Source organism: Gaetbulibacter sp. PBL-D1 (assembly GCF_050509525.1).
GTDB classification, from domain to species: domain Bacteria; phylum Bacteroidota; class Bacteroidia; order Flavobacteriales; family Flavobacteriaceae; genus Gaetbulibacter_B; species Gaetbulibacter_B jejuensis.
In genome coordinates, this window is the sequence record NZ_JBNWKB010000020.1 from 14,706 (window position 1) to 35,688 (window position 20,983).

Consider the following 20,983-nt stretch of genomic DNA (forward strand, 5'->3'; position numbering starts at 1 on the left):
AACATCATGAAGACACTTAAATTTTTAGCATTAGCAATCGTTTTAATAGGATTCTCATCTTGTAGTAGCGATGACGACAATGGAGGTCAACAATTATTAGACGTTGAGGCAGAAACCATATCTAATATACAAGCAACACAAACTGCTGACTATTCAACTAACCCTCCAACAATTACTGGAGATTACATTAAATTTTCATTTGAAACAGGTACTACTGTAACAGGAGATAATTGGGATATTGCTTTTAGAGGTACAACTATTTTAGTAAATGGTGGTGAAGCTACTGCTGATGATCAACCTGTAAGAATGGGTAACGCTGGAGCTTATTTTGCTACTGGAGCTTTATCAGAAGTTGCAAGTGTTGATACGACTCTTTTTACACAAGATAGCGAAGCTAATGGTTTAGCAATCACAACAGGTTCAGGTAATGGTTGGTACAACTATGATCCAACAACTCACATTATTTCTCCAATTGCAGGAAAAGTTTTAGTTGTAAGAACTAACGATGGTAAGTACGCTAAAGTTGAAATTTTAAGCTACTATGAAAATGGTGAGCCAAATGCTGATTTAAGCAACTCACAATATTACAGCTTTAACTATGTATATCAACCTAACGAAGGTGAGATTACATTTTAATTTTTCTCATATTTAGAATTAGTTAATTAAAAAAGCCACTCCAATTGGAGTGGCTTTTTGTTTTTGGAGATTAATATAAACTATTCATAAAAAGTTACTCCTCCTGTATTGATATCATACATTGCACCTACTATCTTAATTTCTCCATTCTTTTCCATTTCTGAAAGGATAGGGCTTTCTGCATGAATTCTTTCTAGTGTTAATTCCACGTTCTTTTTTGATACTGAATCCACAAAATCTAAGTTTTTAGATGTTCTTAAGCTTTCATCTTTAGGCTCTTCAGTTGCATTAACGGCAGGCGTTATCTTTTGTATAAGTTTTGTTAAATTACCCATTTCAGCATGGTCACAAGCTCCTTTTACAGCTCCACAACTTGTATGACCTAAAACTACTATTAACTTAGTTCCTGCAAGTTTACATGCAAACTCCATGCTTCCTAATATATCCTCATTTACGAAATTTCCAGCAATACGAACACTAAAAATATCTCCTAGACCTTGGTCAAACACTAGCTCTGCTGACACTCTAGAGTCAATACAACTTAAGATAGTCGCAAAAGGGAACTGTCCATCACTAGTATCGTTAACTTGCTCTAGTAAGTTTCTATTTGCTTTTAAATTATTTTGAAATCTTATATTTCCTTCTTTTAAGAATTGTAAAGACTTTTCAGGAGTCATAGTTGCCTGAGATTCTTTTGTATGTGCTTTCATAATTTTCTGTTTTTTAATATTTGTCTTTTACGTTAATTTTTATCCATTGTGTACACTCTTTAAAATTTTTAAAGATGTGTTCTCGAGGTATTAAATCTGGTATGATATCAATACGCTCCATCATATATTTTGGTTGTTTTAATAAGTCTACAAAAAGAACTTGAACATTATTTTTTCTTAGCTCTTGTAATACATCTTCCATAGCATATAAGCCAGATTGATCCATATATTGCATACGCCCTAAACGAATGACTACTGTTGAGGCTGTATGTGGTATTTGAGCTGCTAAACTTTGAAAATCGCTAGTTGAGCCAAAAAACAAAGGGCCTTTTATATGTTTAATAAAGACTTCTTCTTTCAATTTTACAGGAAAATCAACCTCATCTGCCCAAGCTTTTTCTTCTCCAAGTTTTTTAACATCAGAACGTTGTGCTGTTAAATCCCCAAGTTTTTTCATAAACATCAACGATGCTATTACTAAGCCTATTCCAACAGCGTAAACTAAATTCCAAAAGGTTGAAAGTGTTAACACAACTAACATTATCAATACTTCTGAACTTAAATTTAATGGTCCTAGTTTTATGTCTTTTGGCAATACAGGTATTGCTTTAAGTCCTTTATAGTCCATTACACCTATACCAACTGTTATTAAAATACCTGCTAAAACAGCTGCAGGAATTTTTGATGCAACTGGACCTAAAGCCAATAGTATTACCAATAGCATTACACCTGCAATCATACCTGACAATCTTGTTTTTCCTCCAGATTGAATGTTAACCACAGTTCTTATGGTTGCACCTGCTCCTGGAAGCCCTCCAAAAACTGCTCCAATTGTATTACCTATACCTTGTCCCACAAGTTCTTTATTAGGTTTGTGTTTAGTTTTGGTCATATTATCAGCTACTACACTTGTTAAAAGTGAATCGATAGCTCCTAAAAGCGCTAAAGTTAAAGCTGTAAAAATATAAGGTGTTATACTACTGAGTTTAAACTGAGTGATGATTTCTATATTAGGCATTGGAAATCCGCTAGGTATTTCCTCAATAGGTCTATAGTCTAAACCAAATCCTACAGCAATCCCAGACATCACCAATAAAGCAACTAGAGTACTTGGTATCGCTTTTGTAATTCGTTTAAAACCATAAATAATAAGTATTGTGCCTAATGCCAATAAAACTTCAAGTAAACTAATGTTTTTTAAAGCTCTTCCTAAAACCTTAAATGTTCCTAAAACACCTGAAGCTTCTTTAGCCGCTAGCGTTTTAGACTCTTTGAGTATGTCGGCTTCGGTTACTAATTCTGCTCTTCTAATGGTTTCTTTAAAGTCTTCAAGTACTAGAATTCCTTCATCTGCTTCCTCTTCAAGAATATTTTTTAGAATTACACTTTCGGCCTTAGGCTTAAACTTATTTACATACTCTTGGTCTTCTTTAGGATAATACCCAACAGCAGGTAAAATTTGTGTAATTAAAATAATAACACCTATTGCTGTCATAAAACCAGAAACTACAGGATATGGAATGTACCTTATGTATTTTCCTAAACCTAGAGCACCAAGACCAATTTGCATTAAACCAGCTAATAAAAACACTGTTAAAATAGCAGGTAGAGCCTTTTCAACATCTCCATCGTTAGCAGCAATAATACCAGCAATAATTACCATGCTTACTGCTGTCATAGGTGCTGTTGGTCCTGATATTTGGGTATTAGTTCCACCAAAAAGCGCTGCGAAAAAACTTATAAAGATTGCGCCATACAATCCAGCACTTGGACCTAAACCAGACGATACTCCAAATGCTAATGCTAATGGTAATGCTACAATACCTGCAGTAATACCTCCAAATGCATCTCCTCTTATGTTTGAAAAAAGCTTCATATTTAGCAGTTTTTAAAAGTTTGCTTTCTAATTTAACCTTTATTTCTCAAAGAAAAAAGCAATTCTAAACATTAGCTTTGGTTTTATATTATCGCTTTTTATGGCTTATTTTTACCAAAAAATACTTCCTCCTTGTGTATATTCACTTAAGCAATTAAAAGTGATACATTAAGGTTATTTATTAATCGTTCTGCATTAAACATTGAAGACGATTTTGAACTGTTACCAGACCTTGTTTCTTCTTTGTTGAAATACAAAAGATTTACATTGCTTTTTGTTAAATAATTTGACAAGTTACTGATTGCATTATCACTCTTATCAAATACGTATTCAATTACTTTAGAGTTGAATAGTGCATTTGAAGTGGTGGAATGCATTTCGCCATCAACCAACTTAAATGATTTTAATGGTTGGGTGTTTTTCTCAAACAAGTTTTTAACAAAAGCATTGTTTACAGTATCTCCTGAGTCTTGTAACAAACCTAATGACAATTCTTGATTAGGCTCTAAAGTACTCTTTGAAGGTACAATTAAAACGGTTCCTTTATGCTGTTTTAATACATAATTAGCAATCCTATCTCCTACCACGCTAAAGGCTTTCTTTTTCTTACCTAAAACTATTACATCAGGTTGTTGCTGACTTATGTAGTTTTTGATTTCGTCTTTAACATTGCCAAAAGAAAACTGATAGTTGATTTTTATATCACATGCTTTTGAAATTGGCTCGACAGTATTTTTTATGTCTTTTTCAAATGCATTGTACTTCTCATTTAAAGTTCTCATGGCTGAAAGTTGACTTTCTCTTTCAACCACATCAGTAAATTTTTGTACAGAGAAGAGATCAATTTCGCCATCAACCTTTTTTGCAAGGTTGACAGCGTTGTTGAGTAAAGTACTTGGTGAATCTTTAAGATCGGTAAGTACTAATATTTTATATTGTTTTGACATGGTGTTTTTAGCTTAAACTTATTTTCGATTTAGGTCTTTCATTAAAGAACCTAATAAAGCTCGAAGGGTTTTCAACCACACCACGTTTAGAGATTAGTTTCATGTCAATGTTTCGTTCTTCAGCCTTTAAGATAAAGTCTTCAAGAATTTCAATAATATCATAATCTAGATATCTTGTTTTAATTAAATCAATTTCAAGATATGTATCTCTTGGTATGCTGTCCAACTCCTTAAGGATTGCTCCTTTATTTAAAAAGATAACTTCCTCGGCAAGTGTCATTTTTATTTTATGTTTTCCATTACTCTTGTCTTCAATATGAAGGAAATGAGAGTTTTGGTAACTCTTTAATAAAATAACTACTATACCAACTGCAAGACCTAAACTAATACCTACTAACAAATCGGTAAATACAATACCTATTACAGTAACAAAAAATGGTACAGATTGCTTCCATCCTAGTTTATACATTTGTTTAAACAATGCTGGTTTTGCAAGTTTGTAACCTACCACTAGTAATATTGCTGCTAATACTGATAATGGAATCATATTAAGCAAACGAGGTATAAGAATTACAGATATTAAAAGGAAGAATCCATGAATAATAGCCGATAATTTTGATCTACCTCCAGATTGAATATTGGCAGAACTACGAACAATTACCTGAGTAATTGGTAATCCTCCAATAAAACCAGAAATCATGTTACCAGCACCTTGAGCCAATAACTCTCTGTTAGTTGGTGTTACATTTTTATGAGGGTCTAACTTATCAGTTGCCTCAACGCAAAGCAAAGTTTCTAAACTTGCTACAAGTGCAATTGTAAATGCTACAACCCAAATATCAGGATTAGTGATAGCAGAAAAATTAGGGAAACTAAATTGACCAAAAAAGTCCGATGCGTTTTCAGGTATTGGAACGCTTACTAAATGCGACTCAGCAATAGATAAGCTTTCGTTATCCTTAGTAAACACATACCATATAATACCTAAAATTACGGCTACTAAAGGCCCTTGTATCAATTGGAATATTTTACCTTTTTTAGACAAAACTTTATCCCAAAGGATAAGAATTGCTAAACCTACAGCTCCAATAATAAAAGAGCCCCAAATAATATTATCAGAAATGCTAAGCAATGCAGAAAATGTGTTTTCACCTGAAGCTTCTAAAAAACTATCAGCTCCTTCTGGCTCAGCATCATACCCAAAAAAGTGTGGGATTTGTTTTAAAATAATAATGATACCAATACCTGTAAGCATTCCTTTAATTACTGAAGACGGGAAATAATACCCAATAACTCCAGCTTTTAAAACTCCAAATAAAATTTGAATACCACCAGCAATTACAACAGCTACAAGAAAGTTTTGATAACCGCCTAAAGTTCCAATAGCAGTTAATACAATAGCTGCTAAACCTGCTGCTGGACCACTTACTCCAATTTTAGATCCACTTAAACCTCCTACAACAATACCTCCAACTATACCAGCTATTAATCCTGAAAATAATGGTGCTCCACTGGCTAGAGCAATACCTAAACACAATGGTAAGGCAACAAAAAACACGACAATACTTGCCGGCAAATCACTTTTAATTGTTTTAAACATATTAAAATTTGTTTTTAAAATTTGATAATAAAAATGTGACCTATTACTAAGCTAATAGGTAAAAAAACTAATTATAATATGTGCTGTTCGGGAGGTGGAGAGAGGTTCTCTAGGCTTAGAGAAGAATAGTTAATTTGGTAATGCGAGTTGTGTTTTATACTATTATCAAATACAATTAAATCATCGTATAATGAATTGTCTAAAAACTTAACCTCAACATTTTTACTTATTTCGTTTTGGCTATTTTCCTCTTCGTTTACACTGTAGAAAGCAGCTACATTAAAATCTTTGTCCACAATAGAAATAATTGTAGGTGCAGCTAAAAAAGCTGAAAAGATTATTAGTATAGCTAATGATGTGACTTTCTTACCCATAAAGGAAAATTACATAAGTTGCAAATATAAAACTTGAACTTTAAATATTCGTTAAATATATTTTAAAACTATAGTTCTTTGATATCCTTATTCTGAATCCAGCCTTGTTTTCCGTCTGAAAGTTTAATTTTTTTCCAATCGTTTACTGTATCCAAAATTTGAACTTTAGTGCCTTCATGAAGTTTAAAGGCTTCTTCGCTTCTTAGGTTTGGTTCACTCTTAACTTGGCTTTCTTGAGCAAACACTATTGCTGGTTTATTGTTTTTATCGATTTCAAATTTATGAAATGCAAAGGCTAAAGCCACTAATGACAATACTAAAAACAATAAGCTAGAAACGAAAGTTATTCGCTTTTTACCGGTAGATTGACTAAAATAATATACAATACAAAGTACTACAAACAATATAATTCCTACTACCGATAAATAAGCCCAATTATCATAGCTAAATGTATTTGTTGCGCTTTTCATTAGTCTTGAAAAACCAACTTCTGGCATTACATCGATAGCATCAATAGTCATATTCTTTGCAAAAGCCATATTGTTTTTAATATCCTTATCGTTTGGCGACAACTGTAATGCTTTTTCGTAGTAATAAATGCTAGGAGCTACATTATTGAGTTTATAATGCGCATTGGCCAAATTAAAATACAATTCGGCTGAGTGTTTGTCGCTTTTTAAAATAGCATCATACTTCTCTATTGCTTCGGCATATTTACCTTCATTGTATAACGTGTTTCCCTGATCAAACAATGCTTCGTTTTGTGAAAAACCAAAAGAAGACACCAATACTGTTATAATTACCAATATCTTTTTCATCTTATTGCATTTGTTTATCAATTAACGAAATAGTTTTTGCAGCTTTATCATAATCCTGTTGCATCTCCACATTAGAAATTGGTGTATATCTTGCCAATTCGCAGTTTTTAAGGATTTCAATAAATTCTGATACAACACTAGCGTCTACACTTTTTTCAGCAAGTAATGCTTGTATTTTATCTTTACTTAAATCGCTTGTTTCAATGTGCAGTTTTGCTTTTAAGTAATTATGCAGTGCCTTTTCTAAAGCAATGTAAAAGGCTTCTTTTTTACCTAAAGCACGTTTCGCTTCGCTTAAGTATTTTTTAGCTAGCTTATCGGCTTTTCTAATTTTATTACCGAACACATCTGCATTACGCTTTTCTTTTTCTCTTCTAAAAACTATTGCTAAAGGAATAGCTAAAAGCGGTAACAACAAAGCACTCCAAAATCCTGTAGACTTGAAGAAATGAGTAGTAGTTGTTGGCGTAAGATTTGTTTCAGTCTTTACAAAAGCAAATTGGTCGTTGCTTAAGACAACCTTCTGTTTGTTATTTGCTGCAGTAGTAATGCTGTTATCTGATGCTGAATTGTTTGTAGGACCTTCTAAAACATCAATTATAATCTCTTTTGAAGATACTCTCTTGTAAGTTTCAGTCTTTAAATCGAAATACGAAAACGACACACTTGGTATAGGATACTTTCCTTTAAATTGTGGCACAACTGTGTAACTATCAGAAATGCTTCCTTGTGTACCATCTAAATTGGTTCTCACGTTTTCAGAATGCTCTGGTTCATAAATTTCCAATGAACTAGGTACTGTAATTTTAGGAAGGTTAAATAGTTTTAAATTTCCGTTTCCTGATACTTCAACTTTTAACTGTAAAGATTCCGAAGCATTTAATTGACTTTTAGATGCTGAAATATTAAAATCGAAATCACCAACAGCTCCTGTAAAATCAGCTGGTTTAGTACTTTCAGGAAGTGGTTTTACGTTTATAGTTTTGCTGCCTGCAGATACTGTTCTATGCACAGAGGTCATTAATCTTCCTCCAAATATATCTCTTCGGTTTGTTGGCACATCTACAGTAACATCTAGCGACAAAGGTTCTATTTCAAGCTTTCCTGATTTTTGAGGATAAAGCACTGTTTTACGAAGCACTACATAACGATAGTCTTCACCATTATACGTTCCGTTTTGAACCTTTAACCCTTTGATATTGATGTTTTGACTCCAAAAATCATTATATCTAGGATTATCAATTTCACGCCAATTACTTACTCCTGTTGAAGACGACACATATAGCTTATAAACTACAGTTATTGCTTCATTAAGGTAAGGGTTGGTTTTAGAAATTTCGGCAACTAGATGAATATTCTCATTCGCAACATTTTCGGCATTATCAGGATCATTAGGTCTACTCACAGCAGCAGTAACCTCTACTGAAACCGTTTGAGTTTTATACACCTGATCATCAATTTCAATAGTTGCTTGTTTAATAGTAAACTTACCTCGCTTTTTTGGTGCTAAAAAGTAGCTATAGGTTTTAGAAAACGAACGTTTACCATTTAACCACGTATTACTTACTGATGTGTTTGGTCCACCAATAACCGTAAAATCTTGAAAATCTGGAGGTGTAAAATTGTCTCCATCTTTATTCATTTCAAAATCAATACGTAAACGCTCATTAATACCTAACTTAGTTTTGCTCACCTTAGCTTCAAACTTAACCTGAGAAATCCCTATACTTGTAACAAGTAGAGCAATTAACAATGTTATGTTTTTTAAGATTTTCATGGTGTAAAACTCTTTGATTTTATGATTTAACGTTTACTGTTATTGTATTTGTTTCTTCTAGCTTATGCCTTCCAGCTTCAAGCTATCATTACCAATCCTTTTCTGTTTGTACTTTTATTCCTTTTTGCTTTTCGGCATTCATTTTTTCTTGAACTTTCTGTTCTTGGTTATTCATGGCTTCAAGCAAATTCTTTATTTGTTGAGGTGATAATTGACCAGGTTGCGGTTTTTGCTGCGGTTTGTCTTTATCTCCATCTTTTTGTTCTTGTTTTTCATCTTTAGGCTTGCCTTCTTCATCTTTCTTATCGTCACCTTCTTTCTTGTCCTGGTCGCCTTCGTCTTTTTTATCTTGATCGTCTTGTTCTTGCTCTTTTTCTTGATCTTCTTTCTTTTCGTCCTCTCCGTTTTCGTCGTCTTTTTTATCTTGATCTTGACCTTGTTGGTTTTCTGCACATTCTTTAGCCAATGCTAAATTGTAACGTGTTTCGTCATCGGTTGGGTCGTTTCGCAATGCATTTTTATAAGCTTCAACAGCTTCTTTACATTGTTCGTTTTCCATTAAAATATTTCCAATATTATGAAACGCACTATGTTTTGCTGCTTTATCAGTTGAATATTTTGTGGCTTGTTCTAATCGATACAAGGCTTCTTCGTAACTCCCTTTTTGAACGTAGGATGTTCCTAAATTATAAGCTCCAACTACATTTGACGGCTGTTCTGAAATAGCTTTTCTATATTCCATTTCAGCAGAAATATAGTCGTCTTTTTCTATTAAATCGTTAGCTTCATATACATGGTCATTAGCTTTTTTTAAAGCCAATAATTGCTCTTTTTCTTTGTCTTGAGAATAGACAGAAAAAGCGGTCAACATAAGTATTAATAAAGCAATCTGTTTCATGGCATAAGCTTCAAAATCAACGAATATTACTAATTTTTTGACATTTACTATCATAAGTTTTCGTTAAATAAATTCAACTTCTTTAACCAACCTGTCTTACGTTCTAACAACAAAACATCAAAAACTAATAGAAAAATTCCGAAGGCTAAAAACCATTGGTATTGGTCTTTAAAATCGGCAAATTCTTTTGCTTCAAACTCGGTTTTATCCATCTTGTTAAGAATATCTCTAATGCTATCTACAACTTCGTTTGTGTTTTTTCCATTAATGTAAGCTCCATTTGCTTCTTCGGCAATTTCCTTTAAAGTGTCTTCATTTAAACGTGTGATAACCGTTTCGCCTTGGTTATCTTTTTTATAGTTTAAAACCACTCCATTTCGCTTTATTGGAATTGGTCCTCCTTTTTCGTCTCCTACACCAATTGTAAAAATCCTGATACCTTCTTCACCAGCTTCTTCAGCAACATTAGTGGCAATATCGCTATGGTCTTCACCATCAGAAATAATGATTAATACTCTATTGGTTTGTTCCTCATCGTCGTAATAGGTTTTAGCCAATTCGATAGCTTCGTTGATTGCTGTTCCTTGAGAGGATAGCATATCGGTATTCATATTCTGAAGGAACATTTTTGCCGAAGCATAATCGGTTGTAATTGGTAATTGCGGAAACGCTTTTCCTGCATATGCAATAATACCTACTCTATCACTTGCTAAATTGTTTATGATTTGAGTTACTAGCTGTTTTGCCTTGTCCAATCTATTAGGAGCAACATCTTCAGCAAGCATACTTTTAGAGACATCAACTGCAAAAACAATATCTACTCCTGAACGTTTTACGGTTTCTAATTTTGTACCAATTTTTGGGTTTACCAGTGCAATTGTAATAAACGTAAATGCCAAACAAAGCACTAATACTTTTAGAATTGACTTGAATAATGATTGATTAGGACTTAATCGTTTTAAAAGTGTTTTATTGGCAAACTTACGTTGCGTTTTATACTTCCATAATTGGAGTAACAAAAAGAACAGTAGTATTACCGGAATAACCAGTAGCAACCAAAACCATATTTTTTCTTCTAATTGAAACATCTATATAAAACTTCTAAAAACTGTATTTTTTAATAAGAATTCTAACAACAGTAAAAATCCTGCCAGTAGTACTAACGGACGGTATTTTTCTTCGTAATTGTAAAACTTGAATTCTTCTATTTCGGTTTTTTCTAACTTATTGATTTCGTCATAAATCTCGGCTAACTTTTTATTGTTAGTTGCTCTAAAATACTTTCCGCCTGTAACCTCAGCGATTTCTTTTAGCAGCTCTTCGTCAATTTCAACCTGAACTCTTCCGTATTGAAAGTTTCCGTTTGATAAAATTTGAACAGGAGACAATGCCATACCATTGGTTCCTAAACCAATAGTATAGGTTTTTATACCATACTCAACCGCTAATTCGCTAGCAATTTTTGGATCGATAAACCCTGAATTGTTTACTCCATCGGTTAATAGAATGATAACTTTACTCTTGGCTTTACTATCTTTTAAACGGTTAACAGAGGTTGCTAAACCCATTCCTATTGCTGTTCCGCCTTCAATAATAGTATTGTATTTAATCTCGTTTAACGAACGAAGCACTATAGCTTTGTCACTTGTTATAGGTGTTTTTGTATAGCTTTCTCCTGCATACTCAACAAGCCCTATTCTATCATTTGGCCTACCTTTTATAAATTGAGCAGCTACCTTTTTTAAGGCTTCCAAACGGTTAGGTGAAAGGTCTTTTGCCAACATACTTGCCGACACGTCAATAGCCATTACAATATCAATCCCTCTAGTGGTTTTGGTTTTTGTTGAAACATCAACCGTTCGTGGTCTTGCTAATGCAGTAATTAATAATCCTAATGCTATTAACCTAAACGCAAATAAAAGATGCTTAAGTTTTGGCAACCATGAACTAGTTACCTTAAACCCTTTAAGGCTAGATATTTTTAATTCGGCTGTTTGTTTTTTGTGTTTAAGGATATACCAAACCAACAACAATGGTAGTAATAACAACAACCAAAACAACTCTTTATTTAAAAACTCAATACCTTCAAACATCTATTCGGTTTCTTTTTGTTGTAATTCAATTGAATTAATTATTCTATCAACAATTTGATTTGCATACTCATCATCTTCAACCCAAGTGATAAGTACTTGTTGGATAACTACACCATTACTAGTAAAACTCAAAATCGTGTATTTACCATGTATAAAATCGGTTGGCGATTTAGGAAAATCTAAAGTTCCATAGGTTTTTAAGCCTTCGGCTCCATTAGGTGTGGTAAACTTATCTGATTTAGTAATAATATTTTTTGCACCTTTACCTTCTAACGTTTTTAGGTTATCTTCAACAGCTAAGTTTAAATCTATACCTTCTTGTTTTTGGGCTAAAGTTGTGGTTGAAATGACTATAGTTAGTTCTTTTGGTAATTCATAACCAAAAGTGGTCAATTTCATTTTATCCTTCATCTCATCAGGAACAGGAACTTCTATGCGTTTAAGAACCTCTGGTGTTGAAATTCTTATTGGAGGCACACCATAATCACTAGTTACCCAATTACCTTCTAGAAGTTGTTTGGTTTCTTTTCTTATGATGGTATCCACAACATAGTTAAACCCATATTTAATTGAAAACCCTGTAAAAGTTGCTGCCATAAGCGCTAAAACTATTGCAGCAGTTAGTATAATTTTCTTTCTTTTTTTCTTACGTTCTTGTGCTTCTCTATACTGTTGGTCAAGCAGTTTTTCTTCTTCAGAAGGTTCTGGTAAGGCTTCTTTTACATGGTCAATTTCTAGATCAATAGTATTTCGGTCTAATTGGGCTAGTGCAACATCTGGAGCAGATTTTGCGAATTTTACTAAATCGGCACGCTTAAGAATATTCTCAAGGTTTTTAATGTCTTCTTTTGAAATGTCAATTTGATTAGCATCTTTTAAAAGATTCAATCTTGAAATCAGCTCGTCCGTTGTACTTTCTAAGGCTTTATCATAGACCTTTTCATCTAAATACCTTCTGATAATAAAGGTCAATTCAGAATAATATTCTTTTAACTCAGCGTTTTGAAGGTAATTAGTTTCATCTAGCTTTTTTAAAGCAAGTTTTGCTCTGTCATAAGGTGGAAGTAATGCAATTTCCTCTTCTTCGGTTAGTGGCTTTTTTCGCCATATAAACCAATACAGTAAAAAGGCAACTAATGCTAAAATAGCAATTACAATAAGTAGAGTTGTTATCCAATTGGATTTACTTTTTTCAACACCTATAAGTGGTTTAATATCATAAAGACCTTGTTTGGTCGTATCGACAACTACATTGGAAACCTCAACTTTTAACGAATCGGTAAAAAAGGTTTTGTCTCCAATAACAATTTTTTGTCTTGGTATGGTATAGTGACCAGAATCAAACTGAGTTAAACCATATTTTTTGATGAGACTATATTTGGCATCGAGCTTTGTAGTATCTACTTTATAAGACTCAATCATTTCAAGAGGTGAAAATGTTTGACCTTCAGGAAAAACCACAAGTGCAGTGGTGTCTGCCTCAACTTGAATTTTATAAGTGATTTGCTCACCTATTTTGATTTTAGTAGAATCTATTGATGATGTAACCTGAGCAAAAGAGAATACAGAACAAAGCACAAAGCACAGAGACAATAACATTGTTCTGTTCTTTATTTTAAAATTCATATTTCTAAAATCGTTAATCATAAATTGTTTTATCCTCTACGTTTAAAATACCCTAGCAATTTTTTCACATAACTTTCGTCTACTCGACAATCAATAGTTCCTGCACCAGATTTTGTAAAACTGTCCTTGTAATAGTCTACACGCTCTTTATAATATTTGCTGTAGTTACGTCTTACTGTTTTAGACTGAGTGTTTACAAGCATTAACTCTCCACTTTCTTCGTCTTGCATTTGTACCATACCAATATTTGGTATGTCTTCTTCGCGTTTATCATAAACCCTAATACCAGTAACATCGTGTCTTCCTGATGCTATTTTTAAGGTTTGCTTATAGTCATCAGTAATGAAATCACTAAGCACAAAAACTATGGCTTTCTTTTTCATTACATTAGAAAGAAACTTCAACGCTTCAGCAACATTGGTTTGTTTACTTTTAGGTTGAAATTCTATGAGCTCTCTTATAATACGAAGTACATGCGAGCGTCCTTTTTTAGGTGGAATATACAGCTCAACATCATCTGAAAAGAGAATGAGTCCAATTTTATCATTGTTTTGAGTTGCAGAAAATGCTAGTGTTGCAGCTATTTCGGTTACAACTTCATTTTTAAACTGAGCTTCGGTTCCAAAAAATTCAGAACCTGAAACATCTACCATAAGCATCATGGTAAGTTCTCGCTCTTCTTCAAAAACCTTGATATATGGTTCGTTATAACGTGCAGTTACATTCCAGTCTATATTACGAACATCATCACCATATTGGTACTGCCTTACTTCAGAAAAAGTCATACCACGACCCTTGAAGGTTGAGTGATACTCACCACCAAAAATATGATCAGACAATCGACGTGTCTTAATCTCTATTTTTCGTACTTTTTTTAGTAATTCTTTAGTATCCATTTTTTTTAGTATGCAGTGTTCAGTATGCAGTAAGCAGTCCTAAAATAGCATCCAGTAATTAGTTTTCAGTTTTGCACTGAAGACTCACGACTGAATACTGCCAACTAATTAAGGTACTTCAATCTCGTTTACGATTTTATTAATGATGTCTACTGAAGTTACATTTTCGGCTTCGGCTTCGTAAGTAATTCCAATTCTGTGACGTAACACATCATAAACCACAGCTCTAACATCTTCAGGAATAACATATCCACGACGTTTTATAAAAGCATAACATTTTGCAGCAGTTGCAAGATTGATGCTTCCACGAGGTGATGCACCAAAAGAAATTAGTGGTTTTAAATCGGCTAGTTTATATTTTTCAGGATAACGTGTAGCAAAAATAATATCGAGGATGTACTTTTCTATTTTTTCATCCATATACACTTCTCTAACTGCTTTTTGAGCATTGAGAATTTGTTGAAGTGATACTACAGGGTTTACTTTTTCGAAAGCACCTTTTAAGTTAGCGCGAACAATTAATTGTTCTTCTTCAATTTTAGGATAATCAATAACTGTTTTCAACATAAAACGGTCGACTTGTGCTTCAGGTAACGGATAAGTTCCTTCTTGCTCAACTGGGTTTTGTGTTGCCATAACCAAAAACGGCTTATCTAATTTAAAGGTGTCGTCACCAATAGTTACTTGCTTTTCTTGCATCGCTTCTAGTAATGCCGACTGCACTTTTGCAGGTGCTCTGTTAATCTCATCAGCAAGTACAAAATTGGCAAATATTGGTCCTTTTTTTATAGAGAAGTCGTTTTGCTTCATGTTGTAGATTAATGTACCTGTAACATCGGCAGGTAATAAATCTGGTGTAAACTGAATTCTGCTAAAACTACCATCAACCGCTTGAGAAAGCGTGTTAATAGCCAATGTTTTTGCTAACCCAGGAACTCCTTCTAGAAGGATATGACCTTGTCCAAGTAATCCGATAAGTAATCGTTCAACCATGTGTTTTTGCCCAACAATTACTTTATTCATTTCTAAAGTAAGTAAATCAACAAAAGCACTTTCTTTTTCAATTTTCTCGTTAATTGACTTAATATCAATTGTACTTGTATCTTCCATCATTTTTTGGTTTTTAAAAAGCTCGAATATAGTATGCTTATTTGAGTGATGCAAATTGTTAAAATTTTTTGTGTGCTGTTGTTAATAATTGGTTAAAAAATAAAGCGTAGTGCCAATTGCACTACGCTTTAACAAATATTTATATGTTTTAATAATTTACTCTAAGGTTACAACGCCTAAATCAGTATTTGAGCCTACATTGACTTCAACATTTTCAATAGTCTGTATTGGCAATTCAGAACTTACATCAGGAGTTATTGTAACAGTATAGCTTCCTGAAGTTAATCCTACTAATTGGAAATAACCTGATTCATCTACAAAGGCAGATACAGTATCAACACCATTGGTTGCACTAACTTCTGTTTGGATTCCTATTGGTAAAACACTTCCGCTAATAATACCTGTTTCAGCTTCAACCGAAGCTCTAATAACAGGCTTTAGATTAATATTCCCTGAGTTTCCTGCAATTACCACAGACTCATCTACATCAAAATCTAAAAGAAAAGTATACTCATAATCTGGGAGCAGTGTTTCGTTTACTTGAATTTTTAAACCTGATTGTTGCGCTGAAGGTGTATTTAATGGTTGTGTTTCCCCATCAATTACAATTGTATTGTCATCGCCTAAAACCAAGCGTATTTGATTAAGTGTTCCTGAAGGCACTTCATAATCGTCAGCTAAAAGCACATTAATTCCTCCTGTGAGTTCTAGTAAATCATAAACTCCTGTGTTTATAGCTTCAACGCTTACCCATCCACTATCATCATCACTGTCGTCATTTACTTTAACCATAACGTCAACTACTTCAACAAATACATTGTCATAATCTCCAGGTGCATCCATTAATTTTACTGAAATCTTTGATGTTCCTTGTGGAGAACTTGTTGTATCATCATCACTACATGCTAAGAAACCTAGTGTTAAAACTGACATTAAAATTAATTTAGCTTGTCTCATAAAAATCATATTAATTGTTTTTTGGTTACATAAATATGTACGCACTAAAAAGCATTTTAGATGTTTTTCCTTATGAAACCACGAATAAACAACTAATAATCAATTCATAATAAATTTATAAACCAACAAAAGTTTAATAATAAATGTGTTTTAAGTATTTTTATCTGATAATTACAATAAACATTAAAATCTCTTGAACTATTCTAAAATTATTGCAGGTACGATGACCTGGGGAAATTGGGGAAAACAGTTTTCTAAAAAAGAAATGGTGGCCTTTATGCACCATTGCATAGAACAACAAATCACAACTTTTGATCATGCTGATATTTATGGAGGTTACACCAATGAATCTCAATTTGGTGATGCCTATGCTATAAGTGGCATTAATAGAGAACACATACAACTGATAAGTAAATGTGGCATACAGTATATTACTGAAAACCGCAATAATAAAGTGAAGCATTATAACTACAGTAAAGATTACATTATCTGGTCTACCGAAAACTCTTTAAAGCATTTAAAAACCGATTACTTAGATCTATTATTATTACACAGACCAAGTCCATTAATGCATCCTAATGAAATTGCTGAAGCTATTACAATCTTAAAAAAAGAAGGAAAGATAAAATCGTTTGGAGTTTCAAATTTTACACCTTCACAAATGGAGCTTCTTGGGTTAAGAATAGATATAGATGTAAACCAAATTGAGTTTTCACTTACACAACATACAGCTATGCACGATGGCACACTAGACTATATGTTAACCAACGGTATAAAGCCAATGTGTTGGTCTCCTCTAGGAATAGTTTTTAAAGATGAAACTAACCAAACCCAACGCATACACAAGCAACTAGAAGCATTAACTGATAAATATAACGCCTCAAAAGACCAACTACTTTTGGCTTGGATATTAAAGCATCCTGCTCAAATAACACCTGTTGTAGGAACTACTAATAAAGAACGCATTGTTGCTACCTCAAAGGCTGCTACTATTGATTTAGAGCTTGAAGATTGGTTTTTAATTTTAACCGCTTGCCAAGGCCATAAAGTACCTTAAAACAAAAAATATAATGAAGAAAAAAGCCTTTAAATTAATACTTAGGTTATTAGTTTATTTTTCTATTTCAATAGTTATAGGCTTTTTTATGGTTAAACTTCCCTATCAAAAAAGCATATACCTCTTCTGGTCTGCAATGTTTTTAATGGGATTAACCGCAGTAATCATTAGATTTTTTCCTGACAAAACAGAAAGTAAAATTGTTTCATTTTCGTGGCATATTTGTATCACTTGCATTTTTAGTTTTTGTATGTTTTTCATCATCGACACATATTATAAAACTGAAAACTCTAAGTATCTAATTCCGCCAGAAAATAAAAAAAAGAGACTATGAAAAAAACAGCGTTAATCACTGGAGCCACAAGTGGTATTGGACGAGCAACAGCACACCTATTTGCTAAACATGGTATCAACTTGATACTTTGTGGTCGTAGGCAAGAACGTTTAGAGATTGTAAAAAAGGCTTTAGAAAAAGAAACCGATGTTGTGACTCTTAATTTTGATGTAAGACACAAAAACGAAACATTAGATGCTATTGCTTCGTTACCTGAAAATTTTAAAACCATTGATATATTAATCAATAATGCAGGAAATGCCCATGGACTTGACCCAATACAAGATGGAAGTCTCGACGATTGGGACGCAATGATGGATATAAACGTAAAAGGTTTACTTTATGTTAGCAAAGCGATTATTCCACAAATGACTGAGCGAAAATCAGGTCATATAATAAACATTGGGTCATCAGCAGGAAAAGAAGTCTATCCAAAAGGCAATGTGTATTGTGCCAGCAAACATGCCGTGTTAGCGATTACTGAAGGTATGCGAATAGATTTAAACGAATTTGGAATAAAAGTAACTGCTATAAATCCTGGTTTGGTTGAAACAGAGTTTTCTAAAGTACGCTTTAAAGGAGGTGAGCAAGCAGACTCTGTTTACAAAGGTTACAAGGCACTACAGGCTGAAGATGTTGCTGAAATAATTTATTTTGCAGTAACACGACCTGCTCATGTAAATATCGCTGACCTACTTGTATTTCCTACCGCTCAAGCGAGCTCGACAATTGTGAAAAAAGAACATTGAACTATAATATAGATTCCTGCTTTCACAGGAAATTTAAATTATGATTAATAAACGCCTACTCATAAAAAACCTACTAGCTCATAACGATGAGAACAGTTTTTATGACAAAAAGCGAAAAGTTGATATTAGTCAAAAGGAAGGAAAAGCTAAATTTTTAAAACACATTTGCGCCTTATCTAATAGCAACCCTAAAAACAATTCTTATATAGTTATTGGTGTTGAAGATTCAGATAATGCTATTATTGGCGTTGATTTTTTTGACGATAGTAAAATTCAAAACCTCATCAACGCTTATCTTACAAATCCTCCTATTGTACAATACGAAAACATACCATTTCCTCATTTACCTGACGACAAAGTTGTGGGTTTGGTAACCATTAGACCAAATGATAAAATTACTTCATTAAGAAAAAACATTTGGAAATATTATGGTGGCTCAGTCTTTTTTAGAGACGGTAGCATGAGCATGCCTAAAGTGTTTGATATTGAAATAAAAGATGTCAATTCAAAACTTGTTGAAGCCATTGAATCTCATGCGCAAAACAATATAGAACACACACTTGATGGTGTGTTTGATTTTATGACCAAACGTAAAGATTTTAACCCTCAATATAAGGTGTTTAAAGAATACTTTGTAGTGTGTTGGTCAGGGCAGAAAAAAGTAGTGAAAAATGAAATATTCTTTTCAAGAGTAGATATTAAATTGATAAACGAAGAAGTGCGCTTGTTTTATTCAACACTCGATGAAGTTTCTATTGAATACACTGAAAGTTCTTTTAAAATAGTTGAATACGTTAGCCTTGGACTTCAAAATTCTTATAAGTATTATCCTTTAGAGGAAACCATAATTAGTTTTGAAAACAACGCAAACTACAGCATTAATACACAGCTACTGTTTCAGCCTCCACAATACGACAAAAAAGTACTTCATCATATATACAACACCAACAATAAAATTCTTGAAAAACTAAAAAAAGGGCTTCTTTTAAATAAAAATGAAGAAGAAGATTTATTAAACTTACCAGCAACATACTTAATATGTTACCTCAACCTTTTTCATGAAGCTATTGATAAACTTGACGAAGCTAAACCATTTTTAAAAGCACATAAAAGCAACGTGTATTCACTTTATAAAGACACGATGAGAATTTTAAGAAAAGTGAAATACAGCTAGTTTTTTATTGAATTTACCGTTCATACATTTTTTTCTGCATCTCATAGTATTTTTTTACCTATATATTTAATTTTTATGATTTTAGCAGTGCTATTAATCAATTACAAATCAACCTTATTTCTCCCGATAAAAGTTCGGCATTGAAGTAAGGTTTTTGTTTTATATAAACTTTAGATTCATAAAGTTTTTGTTCAAAATTTTAGTGTCATCTACCATTAACCATTTGTTTAATACTGTAGCATAAATAGACCTAAAATCGATTTCAAATTTTATATCTCCATTGGCATCCAAGTTAGATAAGCTAGCCATATCATTGTAAAGTCCTTGTCGCTTTAAGTTTTCACCAACAATAAATACATTGTTTGCAGAACCATGATCTGTACCATGTCCTGCATTTTGTTTTACGCGTCGCCCAAATTCAGAAAAGGTTAAAATGAGCGTGTCTTTAAAGGTGTTTTGCTGTTTCAAATCTTTTACAAAAGCCTCAATACTTTCTGCATAAATTTCTAATAACCTACTATGCGTACCTTTTTGGTTTGCATGAGTATCAAAACCTCCTAAAGAGGAATAAAACACTTTAGTATCAATACCTGAATTAATAAATTTAGCCATTGTTTTTAACTGCGCTCCAAATTGGTTATTAGGATATTCTTGAGTTGAACTAATCGTTTTTGTAGTTTCATAAATGTACTTTGCTGATGACTCTGCAGCTATCATACTTTTATACAAATAGCCCAAATTGTGTTCACTTAAGTGTTCATCATTATAGTGGTTAAGTACTCCTCTAAAATATGGGTCGTTTGCGGTTTTAAATAATGCTTCAGGGTTTTTAGTTGCAATACCATTAAACTCTTCACCTTTTAAAGCCAATGAAAGACTGTCATCTATTTCAATTGCATTGTAAGGATGTTCGCCATAATTATCCAAAAAACGACCTATCCAACCACTCTGCTTATACTCTTCAGAGCCGCTTGCGGTTTGCCAAATGTCAGTAGCTCTAAAATGTGACCGATTAGGGTTTGGATACCCAACATTGTTTATGATAGACAAGTAACCTTGATCATACAATCGTTTTAAAGGACCCAAGCTAGAGTGTAATCCTATATCATCATTCAACTTTAAAACATCGTCTTTTCCTAATGCTATTGTTGGTCTTGCGTTATGGTACAAATCATCTCTAAAAGGAACAACAGTATTTAGCCCATCATTTCCTCCTGACAATTGAATAATGACCAATCGTTTAAAGCCTAGTTTAGAACTTGCTACTGTTTCAAAGGCTTTTACAAAGCTTGGAACAAAAAACAAACTGCTTGCTAAGGTTGAGTTTTTTATAAATTTTCTTCTATCCATA

Annotated in this window: 19 protein-coding genes; 4 read left to right on the plus strand and 15 right to left on the minus strand. The window is 33.0% G+C overall.

Annotation, left to right across the window (positions count from 1 at the left end; all coding sequences use genetic code 11):
* The first annotated feature begins 6 nt into the window (after positions 1-6).
* Positions 7-636, plus strand: a complete 630-nt coding sequence (locus tag ACQ0RB_RS14310) for an HmuY family protein (protein WP_430499278.1) — start codon at positions 7-9, stop codon at positions 634-636.
* Positions 637-716: 80 nt separating this feature from the next.
* Here ACQ0RB_RS14310 and ACQ0RB_RS14315 read toward each other — a convergent pair whose 3' ends face one another.
* The 14 genes from ACQ0RB_RS14315 to ACQ0RB_RS14380 form a co-directional block, all read right to left on the minus strand.
* Positions 717-1,346, minus strand: coding sequence for a carbonic anhydrase family protein (locus ACQ0RB_RS14315; RefSeq protein WP_129760835.1), 630 nt, complete (start codon positions 1,344-1,346; stop codon positions 717-719).
* Between the two features lie 13 nt (positions 1,347-1,359).
* Positions 1,360-3,222, minus strand: coding sequence for a SulP family inorganic anion transporter (locus tag ACQ0RB_RS14320; RefSeq protein ID WP_262733600.1), 1,863 nt, complete (start codon positions 3,220-3,222; stop codon positions 1,360-1,362).
* Between the two features lie 146 nt (positions 3,223-3,368).
* Entirely contained in the window at positions 3,369-4,169 is an 801-nt protein-coding gene (locus ACQ0RB_RS14325) for a universal stress protein (protein WP_129760833.1), read from the minus strand.
* Between the two features lie 7 nt (positions 4,170-4,176).
* On the minus strand, positions 4,177-5,769 hold the full coding sequence (locus ACQ0RB_RS14330; RefSeq protein ID WP_129760832.1) for a SulP family inorganic anion transporter: 1,593 nt from the start codon (positions 5,767-5,769) through the stop codon (positions 4,177-4,179).
* 71 nt (positions 5,770-5,840) lie between these two features.
* Complete coding sequence (locus ACQ0RB_RS14335) at positions 5,841-6,143, minus strand: hypothetical protein (RefSeq protein ID WP_430499282.1); 303 nt, start codon at positions 6,141-6,143, stop codon at positions 5,841-5,843.
* A gap of 68 nt (positions 6,144-6,211) precedes the next feature.
* Complete coding sequence (locus ACQ0RB_RS14340) at positions 6,212-6,961, minus strand: tetratricopeptide repeat protein (protein ID WP_430499284.1); 750 nt, start codon at positions 6,959-6,961, stop codon at positions 6,212-6,214.
* A 1-nt stretch (position 6,962) separates the two neighbouring features.
* Positions 6,963-8,738: a BatD family protein gene (locus ACQ0RB_RS14345; protein WP_335972710.1), complete on the minus strand. Its 1,776-nt coding sequence runs from the start codon at positions 8,736-8,738 to the stop codon at positions 6,963-6,965.
* 88 nt (positions 8,739-8,826) lie between these two features.
* Positions 8,827-9,690: a tetratricopeptide repeat protein gene (locus ACQ0RB_RS14350; protein ID WP_430499286.1), complete on the minus strand. Its 864-nt coding sequence runs from the start codon at positions 9,688-9,690 to the stop codon at positions 8,827-8,829.
* Positions 9,687-10,724: a VWA domain-containing protein gene (locus ACQ0RB_RS14355; RefSeq protein ID WP_131508656.1), complete on the minus strand. Its 1,038-nt coding sequence runs from the start codon at positions 10,722-10,724 to the stop codon at positions 9,687-9,689. Before ACQ0RB_RS14355 ends, ACQ0RB_RS14350 begins: the two co-directional genes overlap by 4 nt.
* Complete coding sequence (locus ACQ0RB_RS14360) at positions 10,725-11,729, minus strand: vWA domain-containing protein (RefSeq protein WP_129760827.1); 1,005 nt, start codon at positions 11,727-11,729, stop codon at positions 10,725-10,727.
* Positions 11,730-13,376, minus strand: coding sequence for a hypothetical protein (locus ACQ0RB_RS14365; RefSeq protein ID WP_430499289.1), 1,647 nt, complete (start codon positions 13,374-13,376; stop codon positions 11,730-11,732).
* Positions 13,377-13,384: 8 nt separating this feature from the next.
* Positions 13,385-14,251, minus strand: a complete 867-nt coding sequence (locus ACQ0RB_RS14370) for a DUF58 domain-containing protein (protein WP_129760825.1) — start codon at positions 14,249-14,251, stop codon at positions 13,385-13,387.
* A 108-nt stretch (positions 14,252-14,359) separates the two neighbouring features.
* The gene (locus tag ACQ0RB_RS14375; RefSeq protein WP_129760824.1) at positions 14,360-15,364 is read right to left on the minus strand and encodes an AAA family ATPase; all 1,005 of its coding nucleotides are present in this window, start codon (positions 15,362-15,364) and stop codon (positions 14,360-14,362) included.
* A 153-nt stretch (positions 15,365-15,517) separates the two neighbouring features.
* Positions 15,518-16,294, minus strand: a complete 777-nt coding sequence (locus tag ACQ0RB_RS14380) for a DUF4382 domain-containing protein (protein WP_430499291.1) — start codon at positions 16,292-16,294, stop codon at positions 15,518-15,520.
* Between the two features lie 217 nt (positions 16,295-16,511).
* On the opposite strand from ACQ0RB_RS14380, the gene ACQ0RB_RS14385 reads away from it, so the two are divergent.
* From ACQ0RB_RS14385 to ACQ0RB_RS14395, 3 genes are all read left to right on the plus strand, one after another.
* Positions 16,512-17,375 (plus strand): aldo/keto reductase, encoded by an 864-nt coding sequence (locus ACQ0RB_RS14385; protein WP_430499292.1) that lies wholly within the window; start codon positions 16,512-16,514, stop codon positions 17,373-17,375.
* Between the two features lie 330 nt (positions 17,376-17,705).
* A complete protein-coding gene (locus tag ACQ0RB_RS14390) occupies positions 17,706-18,458 on the plus strand; it encodes an SDR family NAD(P)-dependent oxidoreductase (RefSeq protein ID WP_262733592.1) in 753 nt (250 codons plus the stop codon).
* Positions 18,459-18,498: 40 nt separating this feature from the next.
* Complete coding sequence (locus ACQ0RB_RS14395) at positions 18,499-19,632, plus strand: ATP-binding protein (RefSeq protein ID WP_262733591.1); 1,134 nt, start codon at positions 18,499-18,501, stop codon at positions 19,630-19,632.
* A 159-nt stretch (positions 19,633-19,791) separates the two neighbouring features.
* Here ACQ0RB_RS14395 and ACQ0RB_RS14400 read toward each other — a convergent pair whose 3' ends face one another.
* On the minus strand, positions 19,792-20,982 hold the full coding sequence (locus tag ACQ0RB_RS14400; RefSeq protein ID WP_262733590.1) for a DUF1501 domain-containing protein: 1,191 nt from the start codon (positions 20,980-20,982) through the stop codon (positions 19,792-19,794).
* Position 20,983: the final 1 nt, after the last annotated feature.

What these genes read in the sequence shown, in the direction of transcription:
- ACQ0RB_RS14380 (WP_430499291.1), bottom strand. Translation starts at nt 16,294, where the DNA reads ATGTCAGTTTTAACACTAGGTTTCTTAGCATGTAGTGATGATGATACA.
- ACQ0RB_RS14325 (WP_129760833.1), bottom strand. Translation starts at nt 4,169, where the DNA reads ATGTCAAAACAATATAAAATATTAGTACTTACCGATCTTAAAGATTCA.
- ACQ0RB_RS14350 (WP_430499286.1), bottom strand. Translation starts at nt 9,690, where the DNA reads ATGATAGTAAATGTCAAAAAATTAGTAATATTCGTTGATTTTGAAGCT.
- ACQ0RB_RS14345 (WP_335972710.1), bottom strand. Translation starts at nt 8,738, where the DNA reads ATGAAAATCTTAAAAAACATAACATTGTTAATTGCTCTACTTGTTACA.
- ACQ0RB_RS14365 (WP_430499289.1), bottom strand. Translation starts at nt 13,376, where the DNA reads ATGATTAACGATTTTAGAAATATGAATTTTAAAATAAAGAACAGAACA.
- ACQ0RB_RS14330 (WP_129760832.1), bottom strand. Translation starts at nt 5,769, where the DNA reads ATGTTTAAAACAATTAAAAGTGATTTGCCGGCAAGTATTGTCGTGTTT.
- ACQ0RB_RS14355 (WP_131508656.1), bottom strand. Translation starts at nt 10,724, where the DNA reads ATGTTTCAATTAGAAGAAAAAATATGGTTTTGGTTGCTACTGGTTATT.
- ACQ0RB_RS14335 (WP_430499282.1), bottom strand. Translation starts at nt 6,143, where the DNA reads ATGGGTAAGAAAGTCACATCATTAGCTATACTAATAATCTTTTCAGCT.
- ACQ0RB_RS14370 (WP_129760825.1), bottom strand. Translation starts at nt 14,251, where the DNA reads ATGGATACTAAAGAATTACTAAAAAAAGTACGAAAAATAGAGATTAAG.
- ACQ0RB_RS14320 (WP_262733600.1), bottom strand. Translation starts at nt 3,222, where the DNA reads ATGAAGCTTTTTTCAAACATAAGAGGAGATGCATTTGGAGGTATTACT.
- ACQ0RB_RS14315 (WP_129760835.1), bottom strand. Translation starts at nt 1,346, where the DNA reads ATGAAAGCACATACAAAAGAATCTCAGGCAACTATGACTCCTGAAAAG.
- ACQ0RB_RS14360 (WP_129760827.1), bottom strand. Translation starts at nt 11,729, where the DNA reads ATGTTTGAAGGTATTGAGTTTTTAAATAAAGAGTTGTTTTGGTTGTTG.
- ACQ0RB_RS14390 (WP_262733592.1), top strand. Translation starts at nt 17,706, where the DNA reads ATGAAAAAAACAGCGTTAATCACTGGAGCCACAAGTGGTATTGGACGA.
- ACQ0RB_RS14400 (WP_262733590.1), bottom strand. Translation starts at nt 20,982, where the DNA reads ATGGATAGAAGAAAATTTATAAAAAACTCAACCTTAGCAAGCAGTTTG.
- ACQ0RB_RS14395 (WP_262733591.1), top strand. Translation starts at nt 18,499, where the DNA reads ATGATTAATAAACGCCTACTCATAAAAAACCTACTAGCTCATAACGAT.
- ACQ0RB_RS14310 (WP_430499278.1), top strand. Translation starts at nt 7, where the DNA reads ATGAAGACACTTAAATTTTTAGCATTAGCAATCGTTTTAATAGGATTC.
- ACQ0RB_RS14375 (WP_129760824.1), bottom strand. Translation starts at nt 15,364, where the DNA reads ATGATGGAAGATACAAGTACAATTGATATTAAGTCAATTAACGAGAAA.
- ACQ0RB_RS14340 (WP_430499284.1), bottom strand. Translation starts at nt 6,961, where the DNA reads ATGAAAAAGATATTGGTAATTATAACAGTATTGGTGTCTTCTTTTGGT.